A 17,637-nucleotide genomic window follows, 5' to 3' on the forward strand; every position below is an offset into this window, starting at 1 on the left:
GCGGTGAAGCTCAGCGACCTCGCGCCGGCCGAGGGAGACGTCGACATCACCGGCTTCGCGCTCGACCACCGCAAGGTGGTGCGCGGCAACATCTTCGGCGCCTTTCGCGGCGAGCGCTTCAACGGCGAGGACTTCATCCCCTTGGCGGTCGATCACGGCGCGGTCGCGGTGGTCGCCCGGCCCGAGGCGGCGGTCGCCGGCGCGCTGCACATCGCCGACGCCGAGCCGCGCCGCCGCTTCGCCGAGCTCGCGTCAAAATTCTTCGGCCCCTATCCGGAGACGATCGTCGCCGTCACCGGCACCAACGGCAAGACCTCGACCGTCGAGATGACGCGCCAATTGTGGCGCATGGCCGGGCACCGCTCGGCATCGATCGGAACGCTCGGGGTCACCACCGCCGACGACCAGGTCAAGACCGGCCTGACGACGCCCGACATCGTGACCTTCCTCAGCAACATCGCCGGGCTCGAGCGCATGGGCATCAGCCATGTCGCCTACGAAGCCTCATCCCACGGCCTCGATCAGTATCGCGCCGAGGGCGTCCCGCTCGCCGCCGTCGCCTTCACCAACTTCAGCCGCGACCACCTCGACTATCACGGCACGATGGAGGCCTATTTCGCGGCCAAGATGCGGCTGTTCGACGAGGTCGCGGGGGCCGGGACTGTCGCGGTGGTGTGGACCGGCGATCCCAAGTCCGCCGAGGTTCTCGATCATATCCGCGCGCGCGGCCTTGGGCTGGTGACCGTCGGGCCGGGCGAGGCCGACATCGCGCTCGTCTCGCGAGCACCCACGCCGCTCGGCCAGCAGCTCGTCCTGCGCTACGACGGCCGGGAGCATCGGCTGATGCTGCCGCTGATCGGCGCCTATCAGGTCAACAATGTGCTGACCGCCGCCGGACTCGTCCTCGCGACCGGCGGCGAGTGGGCGGCGACGCTCGGCGGGCTGGCGCGGGTCGCTCCGGTGCGCGGCCGGCTCGAGCGCGCGGTCATCACGCGCGCCGGTGCGCCGGTCTATGTCGACTATGCCCACACCCCCGACGCGCTCGAGGCCGCGATCGCCGCGCTGCGCCCCCATGTCGGCGAGGGCGGGCGGCTGATCACCGTGTTCGGCGCGGGCGGCGACCGCGACGTCGGCAAGCGCGCGCCGATGGGCGCCGCCGCCGCGTGCGGAAGCGATCTCGTCATCGTCACCGACGACAATCCGCGCAGCGAGGATTCCGCCGCGATCCGCCGCGCCATCCTCGAAGGCGCTCCGCACGCGACCGAAATCGCCGGCCGCCGCGAGGCGATCGCCGAGGCGATCCGCGTCGCGCGTTCGGGCGACATCGTCCTGCTCGCCGGAAAAGGGCACGAAACCGGTCAGATTGTCGGCGAAACCGTGCATCCGTTCGACGATTCCGAGGTTGCGCGCGAGTGCGCCGCATGACCGCCCTGTGGACCTCGGCCGAGATCGAGGCGGCGACCGGCGGCACCGCGAGCGCGCCGTTCGAGGTCACCGGCATCACCTTCGACAGCCGCGAGGCCGGCCCCGGCGACCTGTTCGTCGCCATGCCCGGAACCGCCCACGACGGCCACGATTTCATTACGGCCGCGTTACAAAACGGCGCCAGCGCAGTCCTTTCTAGGAAACCACTGCACTGTCCACACATCGTCGTCGACGACGTCGCCAAAGCCCTTGAATCCCTCGCCAAGGCAGCCCGCGACCGGCTCGATCCGAAGGCAGTCGTGATCGGCGTCACCGGCTCGGTCGGCAAGACCTCGACCAAGGAGGCATTGGCCGCCGCCTTGACCCGCAGCCGCAAGGGCCACGTCCACCGCTCGGTCAAAAGCTACAACAACCACACCGGCGTTCCATTGAGCCTCGCCCGGATGCCCCGAGGCACCTGCTTCGCGGTGCTCGAAATGGGCATGAACCACGCCGGCGAGATCGCGGGGCTCACTCGCTTGGTCCGCCCCCACATCGCACTCATCACCGCCATCGCCCCGGCCCACATCGAGAACCTTGGCTCGATCGAGGCGATCGCCGACGCTAAGGGCGAGATCTTCGAGGGCCTCGAGGGTCGTCGCATTGCGATCATCCCCGACGACACGCCGCAGCGCGACAACCTCGTCCGCGCCGCCCGCGGCCACGCCGAGGAGGTGATCACGTTCGGCCGCTCCGATAACGCCGACATCAGCGCGCTCCACGCGGTCGATTCGACCGGCCTCGGCAGCCTCGTCACCGCGCGCCTGCTGGCGAGCGAGCTGACTTTCACCCTCTCGCAGCGCGGCGACCACTGGATTTCAAACGCGCTGGCGGTGCTCGCTGCGGTCGAGGCGGCCGGTGCCGATCTCGCCGCCGCCGGCCTCGCGCTCGGCGACCTCGGTGGCCTCAAGGGTCGCGGCGAGCGCCACGTGATCGCTTTGACCGGCGGCGAGGCGCTGCTGATCGACGAGAGCTACAATGCCAACCCGGCGTCGATGGCCGCGACTCTCAAGAGCCTCGGCGAAGAACGCGTCACCGGCCGCCGGATCGCGGTGCTCGGAGCCATGCGCGAGCTCGGTGCCGAGAGCGAGCGCGAGCACCGCGCGATCGCCGAGCCGGCGCTGGTCGCGGGCGTCGACCGGTTGATCCTGATCGGTCCCGAATATGACGGCCTCGCCGCCGAACTGACCGGGCGGATCGCAGTCGATCAGGTCGCAGACGTCTCCGCCGCCACCGAGCGACTGACCGCCTCGATCGCGCCGGGCGATGCAGTCCTCGTCAAGGCCTCCAACTCGATCGGCCTTGCCCGACTCGTCGATGCTCTGGCAGGGGGCCGCACTCCCGCCGGCCAGGAAGCGCTCCGCTAATGCTCTACGTCATCGCCGAGCAGCTGGGCTTCCCCGGCATCCTCAACCTTATCCGCTACATCAGCTTCCGCGCAGGCGCGGCGAGCGCGACCGCATTGCTGATCGGCCTGCTGCTCGGCCCCGCCTTCATCCGCTGGTTGCGGGCCAAGCAGGGCAAGGGCCAGCCGATCCGCGCCGACGGCCCGCAAACCCACCTCGCCAAGCGCGGCACGCCGACCATGGGCGGGCTGCTAATCCTGGTTTCGGTCGGCATTTCGGTGCTGCTGTGGATGGACCTCAGCAATCCCTATGTCTGGGCCTGCCTGCTGGTCACCGCGGCGTTCGGCGTGATCGGCTTCCTCGACGATTGGGACAAGGTGCGAAAGGCGCACCATGCCGGCCTGTCGGGCAAGGCGCGGCTGTTGTTCGAATTCCTCATCGCCGGCTTCGCGACCTGGCTGATGGTGCGTTATTCGGGCACGCAATTCTATCTTCCGTTTGTACAGGGATCGGTCGCCGACGTCGGCCTGTTTTACGTCGTGTTCGGCGCCTTCGTGATCGTCGCGTTCGGCAATGCGGTGAACCTCACCGACGGGCTCGACGGGCTGGCGACGATGCCGGTGATCATCGCCGCAATGGCCTTCACCCTCATCGCCTATCTGGTCGGCGACGCCCGCTTCGCGCCCTACCTCGGAATCCCGCACGTGCCCGGCGTCGGCGACCTCACCGTCCTGCTTCTTGCGATTGTCGGTGCGGGCCTCGCCTTCCTGTGGTTCAACGCGCCCCCGGCGGCTGTGTTCATGGGCGACACCGGCAGCCTCGCGCTCGGCGGGGCGCTGGGCGCGGTGGCAGTGGCGACCCACCATGAATTCGTGCTGGCGATCATCGGCGGGCTGTTCGTGCTCGAAGCGGTCAGCGTCATCGTCCAGGTGTTCTGGTTCAAGCGCTTCGGCAAGCGTATCTTCAAGATGGCCCCGATCCACCACCATTTCGAGCATATGGGATGGAGCGAGCCGACCGTGGTCATCCGCTTCTGGATCATTTCCTTCGTGCTCGCCCTCGCCGGGCTGAGTACGCTGAAGCTCAGGTGATCACGGCACGGGCCTGGGCCGGCAGACATTATGCGGTCTACGGCCTGGCGCGCTCCGGGCTGGCGACCGTCCAAGCGCTGCTGGCGAGCGGCGCGCGGGTCACCGCGTGGGATGCGAAGGAAGAGGCGCGGGCTAAAGCCCCTGTGGGGGCGTCTGTCGAAAACCTCGATGAGCTCGACCTGAGCCAGTTCGACAGCCTCGTCGTCACACCAGGCCTCCCGCTCAACACCCACCCCATCGCCCAGCGCGCGCGAGAGGCGGGGGTCGAAATCATCGGCGACATCGAGCTGTTCGCTCGAGCCCGGCCCGAGCTGCCGCCGCACAAGGTCGTCGGCATCACCGGAACCAACGGCAAGTCGACGACCACCGCGCTCATTCACCACATCCTCAAGACCGCCGGCGTCCCGACGACGATGGGCGGCAACATCGGCCTGCCGATCCTCGCGCAGGACGCGCTGCCCGAAGGTGGGGTCTATGTGCTCGAGCTGTCGAGCTTCCAGATCGACCTGACGCACAGTCTCGATTGTGATGTCGCGGTATTGCTCAACATCACCCCCGACCATCTTGATCGATATGACAGCTTCGAAGCCTATGCGGCGGCGAAAAGCAGGCTCCTGCAAATGCAGAGTGCCGATCATAAATCGGTGATAAACTGGCCAGCTTTCGAGGCGGGCCTGATCAATCCGGAGTTTGCCGGATTCAATGGGATTGTCCCGTTGATTGTCGGCGAGCAGCAAAATTGGCCAGCGCTGCAAGGGCCGCATAACGCCGAAAATGCCGATGCCGCTCGGCAAGCCTCCGGTTGGCTCGGGATAACCGACGATCAGATCGAAAAGGGCTTTCAATCCTATCCCGGTCTGCCGCACCGCATGGAGCGCGTTCGCGACAAGGACGGCATCCTTTTCGTCAACGACAGCAAGGCGACCAATGCCGAGGCCGCCGCACCGGCGCTAGCCGCTTACCCCCGCGTTCGCTGGATCGTCGGCGGACAGGCCAAGACCGAAAGCCTCGGCGACACCGCTAACCATCTCAGCCATGTCGTTGCCGCCTATACCATCGGCGAGGCGGGGCCGATGTTCGCACGTTTGCTGCGCGCCGCCGGGGTCGCCGTGGTCGAGTCGGAAACGCTTGAAAATGCGGTGAATCGTGCCGCGAGGGATTCACAGCCGGGCGAGACTGTCCTACTCTCGCCGGCAGCCGCCTCGTTCGACCAATTTCGCGATTTCGAGGCGCGCGGGGACCACTTTCGCGAGCTGGTGGAGGGGCTATGAACGGCGCAACGCAAGCGGCCACCTTGGCCGGCACGATCAAGGCCAAGGCGGCACTGGTCGATCCCGGCCGCTATGGCCGCTCGGACCGGTCGCCGGTCGGCCGCTGGTTCTGGGAAATCGACAAGGTCCTGCTGCTGATGATCGCCGCGCTGATCGGCATCGGCCTGATCGCCGTCGCCGCCGCCAGCCCGGCCGCCGCCGAGCGCTATTCGGGCGGCAATGTGCGGATCAACGAGCTATTCTTCTTTTATCGCCAGCTGATGTGGATCGCGGTCTCGGTACCGGTGATGATCATCATCTCGATGATGCCGCGCGAGCGCGCCAAGCGTTTCTCGGTGGTTGGCGCGCTGGTATTCCTCGCCTTGCTGGCGGCGGTGCCGTTCATCGGCGCCGAGAAGAATGGCGCGGTGCGCTGGATCGAACTCGGAGTCGGCCAGCTCCAGCCGTCGGAATTCCTGAAGCCGTTCTTCGTCGTGTCGATGGCATGGCTGCTGTCGCTCAGGGAGAAGGACAAGAGCCTGCCAGTGTTCCCGGTGTCGGCCGTGCTGCTCGGCCTGGTTGCGGTGCTGCTGATGAAGCAGCCCGATTTCGGCTCGACGATCATCTATGCGGTGGTGTGGATCGCGATGCTGGCGCTGGCCGGGCTCAACCTGCGCATCCTGCTCGGCCTCGGCGCGGCGGCGGTGGTCGGCGTCGTGCTGGCCTATTTCTTCTACGACGTCGCGACGGTCCGAATCGATGGCTTCCTGTTCGGCGAGGGCGACAATTTCCAGGTCGAGAACGCGATGCGCACGCTGACTGCCGGCGGCCTGTTCGGGATGGGGCCGGGCGGGGGCACGCGCAAGTTCGGCCTGCCCGAGCCGCACACCGATTACATCTTCTCCGTGATCGGCGAGGAATTCGGGCTGATCGCCTGCCTCGCCATCGCCTTGCTCTATCTCGGCATCGTCGTGCGCGTGCTGGTGAAATTGCTCGACGAGGAGAGCCCGTTCGCGATCCTCGCCGCCGCCGGGCTCGCCATCCAGTTCGGTCTGCAGGCGCTGATCAACATGGCGGTCAACGTCCAGATCGCGCCGTCCAAGGGCATGACCCTGCCGTTCATCTCCTATGGCGGAAGCTCGATGCTGGCGCTGTCGATCGCGATCGGATTGCTGCTCGCCTTCACCCGGCGAAATCCCTATCTGACCCGCTCGCCCTACGTCGTGAAATGGGGCGCGGAGACCGCAGTTCGATGAACGTCATCCTGGCCGCCGGAGGCACCGGCGGACATATGATCCCGGCCCATGCGCTGGCCGCCGAGTTGAAGCGGCGCGGCCACGGCGTGGCGCTGATCACCGACGAGCGCGGAGCCAAAATCCCGGGGCTGTTCGACGGCGTCCCGATCCACATCCTGCCGGCCGGGCGTCTTGGCGGCGGGCCGCTGGGAATGATCCGAGCGGCATTTGCCATCGCCTCGGGGCGGGGCCAGGCCAAGCGGCTCTACCGCGCCTTCCCGCCCGACGTCGTGGTCGGCTTCGGCGGCTATCCGGCGCTGCCCGCGCTGTTGGCGGCGAGCGCGCGCGATATCCCCACCATCCTGCACGAGCAGAACGCCGTGCTCGGCAGGGTTAATCGCTTCCTTGCCGGCGAAGCGGCGGCGATTGCGACCGCTTATGCCGACGTCGAGCGATTGAAGCCGAGGCACCGGGACAAGACCGTGCTGGTCGGCAATCCGGTGCGCGAGGCGGTTGCCCGCCTCGGGGAGGCGCCGCTGCCACCTTTCGACGAGCTTGCGCCGCTCAAGATTCTGGTGACCGGCGGGAGCCAGGGCGCGAGCGTGCTCGGCAAGGTCGTCCCGGCCGGCCTCGGCGCGCTTGAGCCCGCGCTCCGCCGTCGGTTGCAGATCGTCCAGCAATGCCGGCCTGACGACATCGAAGCGGTGCGCGCGCGATACGCAGAGCTCGGCATTCCGGCCGAACTGTCGACCTACATCGCCGACATGCCGGCCAAGCTCGCCGATTGCCATCTGGTCATCGCCCGCGCTGGCGCCTCGACCATCGCCGAGCTGACCGCCGCCGGTCGTCCGGCGATCCTCATCCCGCTGCCGAGCGCCACCGACGACCACCAGACGGTCAATGCGCGCGAGATGGCGCGAGCGGGCGGGGCGCGGATGATTGCGCAGTCCGAGTTTACGCCGGATACGCTGGCGGCGCAGATCGCGGCGCTGGCCGGCGATCCCGAGGCGCTCGCCAATGCCGCCTCTCGCGCGCTGTCGATCGGCCGACCGCATGCCACCAGCGACCTGGCCGACCTGGTCGAGCGGATTGCGAACAAGGAGAAGATGGTCCCGCTCGGGCCGCCCATCTCCGCTCCCGCCAACGTGCCGGCGATGACCTTGGCGGCGCGCGCATGAAGGCGATGGGCCGCGAGATCGGCACGATCCACTTCGTCGGCATCGGCGGCATTGGCATGTCGGGCATCGCCGAGGTCATGCACCACCTCGGCTACAACGTTCAGGGCAGCGACCAGAACGAAAGCTATGTCACCGAAGGCCTGCGCAAGGCGGGCATCCCGGTGATGATCGGCCAGTCCGCCGACAATCTCGGCGAGGCGGCGGTGCTGGTCTGCTCGACCGCCATCCGCGACGACAACCCCGAGGTTCGCGCCGCCGCTGAGCGCCGAATCCCGCGGGTCCGACGCGCCGAGATGCTCGCCGAGCTGATGCGCATGCAATCGACCATCGCGGTCGCCGGGACGCATGGCAAAACCACCACCACCTCGATGATCGCGGCGATGCTTGACGCCGGCGGGATCGAGCCGACCGTGATCAACGGCGGAATCATCAATAGCTATGGCTCCAATGCCCGGCTCGGCAAGTCCGACTGGATGGTCGTCGAGGCCGACGAAAGCGACGGCAGCTTCCTCCGGCTCGACGGGACGATCGCGGTGGTGACCAACATCGATCCCGAGCATCTCGACCATTATGGCAGCTTCGAGCGCGTGAAGGACTGCTTCGTCGAGTTCGTCGAGAACGTGCCGTTCTACGGGCTGGCGGTGATGTGCGTTGATCATCCCGAGGTGCAGTCCGTCATCGGCCGCATTCGCGACCGCCGCATCGTCACCTACGGGACGTCAGCACTGGCCGACATTCGCGCTGAGAACATCCGTCCCGAGGGCGGCGGCAGCCGCTTCGACGCGAGCATCATCGCGCGGAGCGGCGAGCGGAGGGTGATCCCCGACATCTTCGTCCCCATGCCCGGACGCCACAACGTCCTGAACGCGCTTGCCGCGGTGGCGGTAGCGCGCGAATTCCTGTTGCCCGACGATGTCATCGCCCGCGGCTTCGAGCGGTTCGGGGGAGTCAAGCGCCGCTTCAGCCGAGTCGGCGCAGTCGACGGCGCGACAATCATCGACGATTACGCCCACCACCCGGTCGAGATCCGCTCCGTGCTGTCGGCGGCTCGGGAGAGCGCCGAGGGGCGGGTGATCGCAGTCGTCCAGCCCCATCGTTACTCGCGGCTCGGCGATCTGATGGACGAGTTCCAGGCGGCCTTCAACGACGCCGACGCGGTGTTCGTGACCCCCGTCTACGCCGCCGGCGAGCAGCCGATCGAGGGCATCGACGCCGAGGCCCTGGCCGAGGGCTTGCGTGCCCGCGGCCACCGCATGGTCAAGACCGTCGCCGACGCCGCGGAATTGGCGCGCTGCTTGCGCGACCTCGCCGCCGAGGGCGATCTGGTGGTGTGCATGGGCGCCGGCGACATCACCAAGTGGGCGGCTGGCCTGGCCGACGGGATCAAGGCGGCGCGGGCGACCAAATGAACGCGGAGACGATCGCAGCCGTGCGCGGACGCCTCACCCCCGACGCGCCGCTCGCGCCGTTGGTGTGGTTCAAGTCGGGCGGCGCGGCACAATGGCTGTTCGAGCCGGCCGATACCGATGACCTCGCGGATTTCCTGCGTCGGCTCGATCCGGCCGTCCCGGTGATGGGGCTCGGCCTTGGATCAAACCTCATCGTCCGCGACGGCGGCGTGCCGGGCGTGGTCGTGCGGCTCGGCAAACCTTTTGCCACGGCCGAGCGGCTTGACGAGGTGACCCTGAAGTGCGGCGGTGGCGCAAGTGGCATACTGGTGTCGTCGACCGCCCGGGACGCCGGAATCGCCGGCCTGGAATTCCTCCGCTCGATCCCCGGCACGGTCGGCGGCTTCGTGCGGATGAACGGCGGTGCCTACTGCCGCGAGACGAGCGACGTATTGGTCGACTGCGAGGTCGTGCTGCGCAGCGGCGAACGTCAAACGCTCCTCAAGGAAGCGCTTGCCTACTCCTATCGCCATAGCGACCTGCCCGAGGGGGCGATCGTCGTCTCCGCCACCTTGCGCGGCATGCCGGGGGAACCGGCCGCGATCCAGGCCGAGATGGACCGCATCGCCGCCAGCCGCGAGGAATCGCAGCCCCTTCGCAGCAAGACCGGCGGCTCGACCTTCAAGAATCCGCTGCCGCTCAAGGCGTGGCAGGCGATCGACCGGGCCGGGTGCCGCGGCCTGACCCTGGGCGGCGCCCAAGTCTCGGAAAAGCATTGCAACTTCCTGTTGAACCTTGGAAGCGCGACCAGCGCCGACATCGAAGGATTGGGCGAGGAAGTGCGGCGCCGGGTGCGGAAAGAGAGCGGCATCGAACTCGAATGGGAGATTCAGCGTGTCGGCATGTTTGCCGACGACGCAAGCCAGGAATGTGTGGGAGTGAAAGGTTGAACAAGGATCTGCACGTCGTGGTGCTGATGGGCGGCTGGTCGTCCGAGCGCGAGGTGTCACTAACCAGCGGCAAGGGCATCGTCGCCGCCCTGGAAGAGCGTGGTTGGTCCAACGTCACGCCACTAGACATGGACCGCAACATTGCCGCGGTGCTGACCGAGCTCCGTCCCGACGTGGTGTTCAACGCGCTCCACGGCACGCCGGGCGAGGACGGCACGGTCCAGGGCCTGCTCGACCTGATGCAGATCCCCTACACCCACAGCGGCCTTACCGCGTCGGCCGTGGCGATCGACAAGGAGCTGACCAAGGCGGTGCTGGTCCCGCACGGCATCCGCATGCCGGGCGGCCGGATCGTGCGCAGCGACAGCCTCTACGAGGGCGACCCGATGGCCCGGCCCTATGTGCTGAAGCCGGTCAACGAAGGCTCATCGGTCGGGGTCGCGATCGTCACCGACGAGGGCAATTACGGCAAGCCGATTAGCGCCAAGGCCGAAGGGCCGTGGCGGCATTTCGAGCGGCTTCTGGCCGAGCCGTTCATCCGCGGCCGCGAATTGACCATCGCGGTGCTCGGCGGCGAGGCGCTGTGTGTCACCGAGCTGCAGCCCAAGGCCGGCTTTTACGATTACGACGCCAAATATACTGACGGCTTGACCACGCACATCTGTCCGGCCCGAGTGCCCGACAATGTCGCCCGAGCGATGATGGACATGGCGGCCGCGGCGCACCGGCTGCTCGGCTGCCGTGGCATTTCGCGGAGCGACTTTCGCTGGGACGACGAACTGGGCGAAGCAGGTGTCTATCTGCTCGAGGTCAACACCCAGCCGGGCATGACGCCGCTAAGCCTTGCTCCGGAACAGGCCCGCCAGCGCGGCATCGGCTATGGCGAGCTGGTCGAGCGGCTGATCGCCGAGGCGCTTGGCGAAGACCTCGCGCCGGTGCTCGAGCAAAGCGCCGCGGCGCGGTGAGCTCTGCTCGCACCCGGCGCGGCTCCGGCGCGGCGATCCGGCCGCGCAAGGGCGGCGCGCGGGTCAAGGTGCCGCGCAAGATCGTCTCCAAGCTTCCGGTCGAACAGGACAGCGCCAACCGTCTCGCGCGCTTGGCGTTCGGCCTGTTCGCGCTGGCGATCGCGGGCGTGGCGGCGGCGGCGGTCGACCTGCCGGGCCGGGCGTGGAGCGCGTTCGGCGAACAGATGGGATCGGCCGGCTTTCGCGTGCGCAGCGTCGACGTCGTCGGCGTCAAGCACATGGACAGCAAGCCGGTCTTCAAGATCGCGCTCGATCAGCAATCGACGGCGATGCCGCTGGTCGATGTCGAAGGGATCCGTCAGCGCCTGCTCCGCTACGGCTGGGTCAAGGATGCGCGGGTCTCGCGGCGGCTGCCCGACACGCTGGTGATCGATATCGTCGAGCGCCAGCCGGCCGCATTGTGGCAGGACGACAGCAAGCTGTCGCTGATCGACGACGACGGCGTGGTGCTCGACAAGGTCAAGGTCACGGAGATGCCCGACCTGCCGTTGCTTGTCGGCCCCGGCGCCAACGCCCGCAGCCGCGAGCTCCAGTCGCTACTCGGCGAAGCGCCCAATCTGCGGCCGCAGCTGGAGTCGGCCACCTGGGTATCGCACCGCAGATGGGACCTCAATTTCCAGACCGGCGAGACGGTCGCCTTGCCCGAGGGCAACGCCGACGCGCGCAAAGCGCTTGCCAAATTCGCCCGGCTCGACAAATCGGCCGGCTTGCTTGGCCGCGGGATCGTCCGCTTCGACCTGCGCGTGCCCGGCAAGATGATCGTTCGCTTGCCTGCCGATGCGGTTCCGCAGGGCGACAAGCCCGCCCAGGAAGGTTAGGGTTTCAGCAGCGTCCATGGCCGTCCCGCCCCCCCAAACGCCGATCGCCGCCCTCGACATTGGCTCGTCGAAGGTCAGCGCCCTGATCGTCGCGCGCGACGACGACGGACGGCTGCGCGTGATGGGCTCGGGCCAGCGGGAAAGCCGCGGCGTCAAGCGCGGCTATGTCACTGACATGGACGCCAGCGAGGTCGCGGTGCGCGAGGCGGTCGAGAGCGCCGAGCGCATGAGCGGAGTCACGATTGACGATGTGTGGGCAAGCTTCGGCGCCGGCGGAATCAGCAGCGACGTGATCAGCGTCGAGGTCGAACTTGGCGGCCATCAAGTCGAGCAGACCGACATCAACCAATTGCTGCTCGAGGGCCGCACCGCGATCGACGGCGGCCAGCGGCTCGTGCTCCACGCCCATCCGGCGCTGTTCACGATCGACGGGGTTGAGGGCGTCAAGAACCCGATCGGGCTCCATGCCGGCAAGCTCGGCGTCGACATCCATGTCGTCGCCGCCGACCCAGCGCCGCTGAAGAATCTCGATTACGTCATCCGCTCGGCCCATCTTGGGGTGAAGGCGATCGTCGCCTCCCCGGTCGCCGCGGCGCTCGCCTGCCTGACCCAGGAGGAGCGCGAGCTCGGGGTCGCGCTGGTCGAGCTCGGCGCGGAGGTGACCAACGTCTCACTCCATGCCGGCGGAATGCTCGTAGGGCTGCGCTCGATTCCGATGGGCGCCAAGGATATCAGCGACGACATCGCTTGTGCATTCGCGGTCCAGCGCCGCGATGCCGAGCGGCTGAAGTGCTTTTACGGCTCGGCGATGACCAGCCCGCGCGACAATCACGAGATGATCGAGGCCAATCAGATCGGCGCCGAGGACGGGGCCGAGCCGACCCGCATCACGCGCGCGCAGCTGATGACCGTGATCCGTCAGCGGGTAGAGCAGCTGACCGGCGAGATCGACGCCGCGCTCAAGAGCCTCGGCTTCACCGGCCCGGTCGGGCGCCAAGTCGTGCTGACTGGCGGCGGCGCCGACCTCAAGAACATCGCCGACTATATGCAAGGCGTACTCGGTCGGGCGGTGCGGATCGGTCGTCCGCGGACCATCACGGGCCTGCCCGACGCGCATAGTGGCCCGGCCTTCACGACGCTGGTTGGGCTAGCGATGCTCGCCGCCGATGGCAGCGGCGATCTGCGCGACATCATCCTCGGCACCCGCGTCGAGAAGAAAAGCGGGACCGGCATGTTCGGCCGCCTGGTGAGCGCGCTCAAGCAGGGTTATTGAGCCCGCGCTCCACGGCGCGCCTTGCCCAATCTGAATCAGGTGAGTCCCGGGCGCCACTCGGCTCACAGAAAATTTGGCCTGCGCAGTCGTTTTTGCTTGGCACGCGGGACCCGATGATTCAAAGATTCGTGCCGTAGATTCAAAGCGCTTGGCGCGACAGGGGAGCACGGCCCATGAGCATCGATTTCATCCGACCGGAAGTCGACGAGCTTCGTCCGCGGATCAGCGTGATCGGCGTCGGCGGCGCGGGCGGCAACGCCGTCGCCAACATGATCAAGCGCGATGTCCAGGGAGTCGACTTCATCGTCGCGAACACCGACGCGCAGGCGCTCAACTCCTCGACCGCCGACCAGCGGCTTCAGCTCGGGCTCAAGATCACCCAGGGCCTCGGTGCGGGCTCGCGGCCGGAGATCGGCCGTGCCGCGGCGGAAGAGACGATCGAGGAGATCGAGCGCGCGCTCGACGGATCGCACATGTGCTTCATCGCCGCCGGCATGGGCGGCGGCACCGGCACCGGGGCAGCTCCGGTGATCGCCAAGGCGGCGCGTGATCGCGGCATCCTGACCGTCGGCGTGGTGACCAAGCCGTTCGCGTTCGAGGGCGCGCGGCGGATGCGCTCGGCCGACAGCGGCATCGACGAGCTTCAGAAGCATGTCGATACGCTGATCGTCATCCCCAACCAGAACCTGTTCCGCCTCGCCAACTCCGACACTACCTTCAAGGAAGCGTTCGAAATGGCCGACGAGGTGCTCCAGCAGGGCGTTCGCGGGATCACCGACCTGATGGTCATGCCGGGCCTCATCAACCTCGACTTCGCCGACGTTCGCTCGGTGATGGGCGAGATGGGCAAGGCGATGATGGGCACCGGCGAAGCGTCGGGCGAGAACCGCGCGATCGAGGCTGCCGAGAAGGCCATCTCGAACCCGCTGCTCGACGGCGTCAGCATGAAGGGCGCCAAGGGCGTGATCATCTCGATCACCGGCGGCGAGGACATGAAGCTGATGGAGGTCGACGAGGCCGCCAGCCACATCAAGGAGCTGGTCGACGCCGACGCCAACATCATCTGGGGCTCGGCGTTCAACAACGGTCTGGAAGGCAAGATCCGGGTCAGCGTCGTCGCAACCGGGATCGAGGCCGAGGCGTCGGCGATGCCGGCCGGCCAGCAGAGCGGTGCCGGCAAGGTGTTTAGCTTCCCGCCGCGGGGCGTTGTCAGCGCTCCGGCGACGCCGGTTGTGGACAGTGCAGTGGTTTCCTCAAACGGGGGTGACGAGGCGGACGAGGACCTGTTGGAATTGTCCAACACGACCGACGGCGAGAACGAGGCGGACGAGCTGGTGCTCGACAGCGACGATATCCTGACCCAGCCGGTCGCGTCGGCCCCGGTGCCGCCGCCAAGCGACGAGGAAACCGCCGAGCCGACCGCGTCGAGCGAGGACGAGCGGCCCAAGCTGGCGACCGGCGGAGGCACGCTGTTCGAGCGCATGAGCAACATCGCGCGCGGCGCGGCCCAGGCGGAATCGGACGGCGGCGAGCCGATGCCGAGCTTCCGCCGCGAACCGCTCGACATCCCGCGCTTCCTCAATCGCCAGAACAATCAGTAGCGATCCCGTCGGCTCGTCGCCGATGAACCACGGTCTGGCGATTACGCGGCCCCGGCAAGCTTGGAGCAAGGTCGGCTTCGCGATCAGTGGCAGAATGCGAACTTTTTCCCTGCGCGGGGCGACGGCTGCGGCGCTGATCCTGGCGATGGCCGCGGCGACGCCTGCCGCCGCGCAATTCGGCGCGACGACGATTTCCGACCCCAATGCCGCGCTCGCGGCGAGCATGCGCACGCTGGCGCGCGAGCCGCGCAACATGGACGCGCTGATCGCCGCCGGGCGGGCCAGCCTCGAGCTCGGCGATTTGCAGGCCGCGGCGGGCTTCTTCGGGCGCGCCGAGGAGGCCTATCCGCGCAGCCCGATGCCCAAGATCGGCATGGGCGCGGCGATGACGATGAGCGGCCAGCCGTCCTCGGCGCTGACCTATTTCGCACGCGCCGCGGCGCTCGGCGCACCGCCGTCGATGCTCGCGCTCGACCGCGGCATGGCCTATGATCTGCTCGGCCAGCAGCCGCAGGCGCAAATCGAATATCGGCTGGCGATGGTCGGGGTGGCGGCCGACGAAGCGCGGCGTCGGCTGGCGCTGAGCCTGGCGATCGGGCGCGACATCAAGGGTGCGGCGGCAACGATCGAGCCGCTGCTTCGGCGCGGCGACCGCGAGGCGGTGCGGGTCAACGCCTTCATCCTCGCGCTGGCCGGCGACCGCGAGGGCGCTCGGCGGACGATCGATGCGGCGATGCCCGGCAAAGGCGCAGAATTCGAGCCGTTCTTCCGGCTTCTGCCGGTGCTTCGCCCCAACGAGAAAGCGGCGGCAGTCCATCTTGGCGAATTCCCCAAGGATGCCGCGCAGCGCTACGCCTCGGCGCAGTCCATTCCGCTTTCGCCGGTGGTAAGCGTCGGCCGGACGGGCGATCCTGGGGCCGCAACAAGCGGCAGGACGGTCGAATCGCTGCTGGTGTCTCCGCCGCGCGTCGCCAGGGCCGCCCCGCAACGTCTGCCCCAGGCCGGCAAGCGCCAACCGCAACCTGCGCACCGCGCAGAGCGTGAAGTCGAGTCGATCAATACTTGGCTCGCGTCGGTGCGTCCGTCGCTTAACCCGGCAGAGAATCCCGCGTCACGGAGGTCGAGGCCGAAGGATCAGGTGGCCACCCCGTCCGGCGCACCCACTGTGCCGTCCGCCGATCCCGTTGTGCTGCGTCCGTCAGCGCCGCCGCCAGCGCCGCCACCCGCCGCGCAAAGCAGCATCGCAACGGAGCCGACGGTCGAATTGGTCGAGATCGTCCCGGCGACCCCAAGCGAGCGCGACGTCGTGGGCAACGCGGAGACCGAGCGCAAGGTGGAAACGGCGACGATCGACCTGCCGTCCGATCCGTTGCGGCCGGCCGACAATGCCGACCAGGATGTGCGCCAGCCGTCGTTCGCCGTCACCGACAGCCCGCCGCCGGCGCCGACCCCCAAGCTTGAGATCGAGACCCCGCCGCCGTCGCGGCCCAAGGTCGAGCTGGCCTCCCGCGAGATCGGCAAGAGCCGGTCGGCGGCGAAGGACAAGGCGAAAACGTCCAAGCCGGCCGAGCCGGATGTTGGCGCCAAGGGCACCTTCTGGGTCCAGCTGGCTGGCAGCGGTAGCAAGGAGAACATGGCCGCGGAGTTCCGCAAGATCCGCGCCAAAAAGCCCGATCTGTTCAAGGGCCAGCCGGGCCATGTCACGGTCGGCAAAGACTATTTTCGGCTGCTGATCGGCCCCTTCGACGACAGCGCCGAGGCGCACGCCTTCGTTACCAAGCTCGACAAGGCGGGCATCGACAGCTTCGCCTGGACCCGCAACCCGGCGCAGATCAAGATCGAGAAACTCGCCAGCCGATGACGGCATTCCCGGGGCTCGCCGCCCGCCCCGACCGGTCGCTCGGGCGGCTCCACCCCGAAGACGATGACGGCCCGCGCGGCCCGCGCGACGCCTTCCAGCGCGACCGCGACCGGATCGTCCATTCGGCCTCCTTCCGCCGCCTGCGCTCCAAGACCCAGGTGTTCGTCGCGCCTGACGGCGACCATTTCCGGGTCCGCCTGACGCACAGCCTGGAAGTGGCGCAGATCGGCCGCACGATGGCCCGGGCGCTCGGCCTCAACGAGGATCTGACCGAGGCGCTGTGCCTGGCCCACGACCTCGGCCATCCGCCGTTCGGCCATGCCGGCGAGGATGCGCTGTCGGCGGCGCTGGCCGATGCCGGCGGGTTTGACCACAATGGCCACACGCTTCGCGTCGTGACGCTGATCGAGCGGCCCTATCCCAACTTTGCCGGGCTTAATTTGACTCGCGACATGCTCGACGGACTGGCCAAGCATAATGGGCCGGTGGGTGCGTTGGGCTGGGCGCTGGCGGAGGCGGCGGCAGGTGCTGGAGTCGCCCTGGACGAGTGGCCGGGGCTGGAGGCGCAGGTGGCGGCGATCGCCGATGATATCGCCTACGACAATCACGACATCGACGACGGGCTTCGGGCCGGAATACTCGAGCTCGACGAGTTGCTCGAAGTGCCGCTGGTGGCGCGGCTGTGGCGGGCGATCGAGCGGCGCCATCCGGGGCTGGAGCGCGAGCGGATGGTGAAGGCGCTGGTGCGCGACGGGATCGGAACGATGGTCGCCGACGTGCTCGGCGAGACCCGGCGCCGGGTCGCCGAGGCGGGGGCGGAGACGGCGGCGGACGTGCGCGGCGCGGGGCGGGCGCTGGCCGGCTTCTCGGAGGCGATGGCGGCCGAGGAGCGGGCACTCAAGGCGTTTCTCTATGCGAAGCTGTACGACAGCCCGCCGCTGCGTCCGGTACGCGACGAGGCGCAACGCGTGATCGCCAATCTCGCCGGGGCGTACCGAGCCGATCCGGCGCTGCTGCCCGACGGGTGGGCGCGCGGCGAGTCGGAAACCGACCGGCTGCGCGGGATCGCCGACTTTATCGCCGGAATGACCGACCGCTATGCGATTGCGCGGCACGAGGAGCTGGTCGGGCCGGTGACCCTGCCGGAGAAGTTCTGA

General features: G+C 68.1%; 14 protein-coding genes. All 14 read left to right on the plus strand.

Translation table 11 applies throughout. The features are described 5' to 3' along the window. Positions 1-3 precede the first annotated feature (3 nt). The 14 genes from D0Z60_RS01225 to D0Z60_RS01290 all read left to right on the plus strand — a co-directional run bounded on the left by D0Z60_RS01225 (position 4) and on the right by D0Z60_RS01290 (position 17,637). Positions 4-1,425, plus strand: coding sequence for a UDP-N-acetylmuramoyl-L-alanyl-D-glutamate--2,6-diaminopimelate ligase (locus D0Z60_RS01225; protein WP_118856297.1), 1,422 nt, complete (start codon positions 4-6; stop codon positions 1,423-1,425). Next, positions 1,422-2,831 carry a UDP-N-acetylmuramoyl-tripeptide--D-alanyl-D-alanine ligase gene (locus tag D0Z60_RS01230; protein WP_118856299.1) on the plus strand — a complete coding sequence of 470 codons (1,410 nt, stop codon included), beginning with the start codon at positions 1,422-1,424 and terminating at the stop codon, positions 2,829-2,831. The genes D0Z60_RS01225 and D0Z60_RS01230 overlap by 4 nt, the downstream gene beginning before the upstream one ends. Next, the gene (gene mraY / locus D0Z60_RS01235; protein ID WP_118856300.1) at positions 2,831-3,901 is read left to right on the plus strand and encodes a phospho-N-acetylmuramoyl-pentapeptide-transferase; all 1,071 of its coding nucleotides are present in this window, start codon (positions 2,831-2,833) and stop codon (positions 3,899-3,901) included. Before D0Z60_RS01230 ends, mraY begins: the two co-directional genes overlap by 1 nt. Then, positions 3,898-5,172, plus strand: coding sequence for a Mur ligase family protein (locus tag D0Z60_RS01240; protein ID WP_118856302.1), 1,275 nt, complete (start codon positions 3,898-3,900; stop codon positions 5,170-5,172). The genes mraY and D0Z60_RS01240 overlap by 4 nt, the downstream gene beginning before the upstream one ends. Next, entirely contained in the window at positions 5,169-6,407 is a 1,239-nt protein-coding gene (locus D0Z60_RS01245) for an FtsW/RodA/SpoVE family cell cycle protein (RefSeq protein ID WP_118856304.1), read from the plus strand. The genes D0Z60_RS01240 and D0Z60_RS01245 overlap by 4 nt, the downstream gene beginning before the upstream one ends. After that, positions 6,404-7,564 carry an undecaprenyldiphospho-muramoylpentapeptide beta-N-acetylglucosaminyltransferase gene (gene murG, locus D0Z60_RS01250; RefSeq protein WP_118858374.1) on the plus strand — a complete coding sequence of 387 codons (1,161 nt, stop codon included), beginning with the start codon at positions 6,404-6,406 and terminating at the stop codon, positions 7,562-7,564. The genes D0Z60_RS01245 and murG overlap by 4 nt, the downstream gene beginning before the upstream one ends. Next, positions 7,561-8,973, plus strand: a complete 1,413-nt coding sequence (gene murC, locus D0Z60_RS01255) for a UDP-N-acetylmuramate--L-alanine ligase (RefSeq protein ID WP_118856306.1) — start codon at positions 7,561-7,563, stop codon at positions 8,971-8,973. Before murG ends, murC begins: the two co-directional genes overlap by 4 nt. Further along, positions 8,970-9,902, plus strand: a complete 933-nt coding sequence (murB, locus tag D0Z60_RS01260; RefSeq protein ID WP_118856308.1) for a UDP-N-acetylmuramate dehydrogenase — start codon at positions 8,970-8,972, stop codon at positions 9,900-9,902. Before murC ends, murB begins: the two co-directional genes overlap by 4 nt. Then, the gene (locus D0Z60_RS01265) at positions 9,881-10,867 is read left to right on the plus strand and encodes a D-alanine--D-alanine ligase (RefSeq protein WP_240325497.1); all 987 of its coding nucleotides are present in this window, start codon (positions 9,881-9,883) and stop codon (positions 10,865-10,867) included. The genes murB and D0Z60_RS01265 overlap by 22 nt, the downstream gene beginning before the upstream one ends. After that, complete coding sequence (locus tag D0Z60_RS01270) at positions 10,864-11,745, plus strand: cell division protein FtsQ/DivIB (protein ID WP_118856310.1); 882 nt, start codon at positions 10,864-10,866, stop codon at positions 11,743-11,745. Before D0Z60_RS01265 ends, D0Z60_RS01270 begins: the two co-directional genes overlap by 4 nt. Before the next feature lie 16 nt (positions 11,746-11,761). Further along, a complete protein-coding gene (gene ftsA, locus D0Z60_RS01275) occupies positions 11,762-13,018 on the plus strand; it encodes a cell division protein FtsA (protein ID WP_118856312.1) in 1,257 nt (418 codons plus the stop codon). A gap of 173 nt (positions 13,019-13,191) precedes the next feature. Then, positions 13,192-14,619 carry a cell division protein FtsZ gene (gene ftsZ, locus D0Z60_RS01280; protein ID WP_118856314.1) on the plus strand — a complete coding sequence of 476 codons (1,428 nt, stop codon included), beginning with the start codon at positions 13,192-13,194 and terminating at the stop codon, positions 14,617-14,619. Positions 14,620-14,713: 94 nt separating this feature from the next. After that, a complete protein-coding gene (locus D0Z60_RS01285; protein ID WP_162888022.1) occupies positions 14,714-16,480 on the plus strand; it encodes an SPOR domain-containing protein in 1,767 nt (588 codons plus the stop codon). Next, positions 16,477-17,637 (plus strand): deoxyguanosinetriphosphate triphosphohydrolase, encoded by a 1,161-nt coding sequence (locus D0Z60_RS01290; RefSeq protein ID WP_118856318.1) that lies wholly within the window; start codon positions 16,477-16,479, stop codon positions 17,635-17,637. Before D0Z60_RS01285 ends, D0Z60_RS01290 begins: the two co-directional genes overlap by 4 nt.

This window comes from Sphingomonas mesophila (assembly GCF_003499275.1).
Lineage (GTDB): Bacteria > Pseudomonadota > Alphaproteobacteria > Sphingomonadales > Sphingomonadaceae > Sphingomicrobium > Sphingomicrobium mesophilum.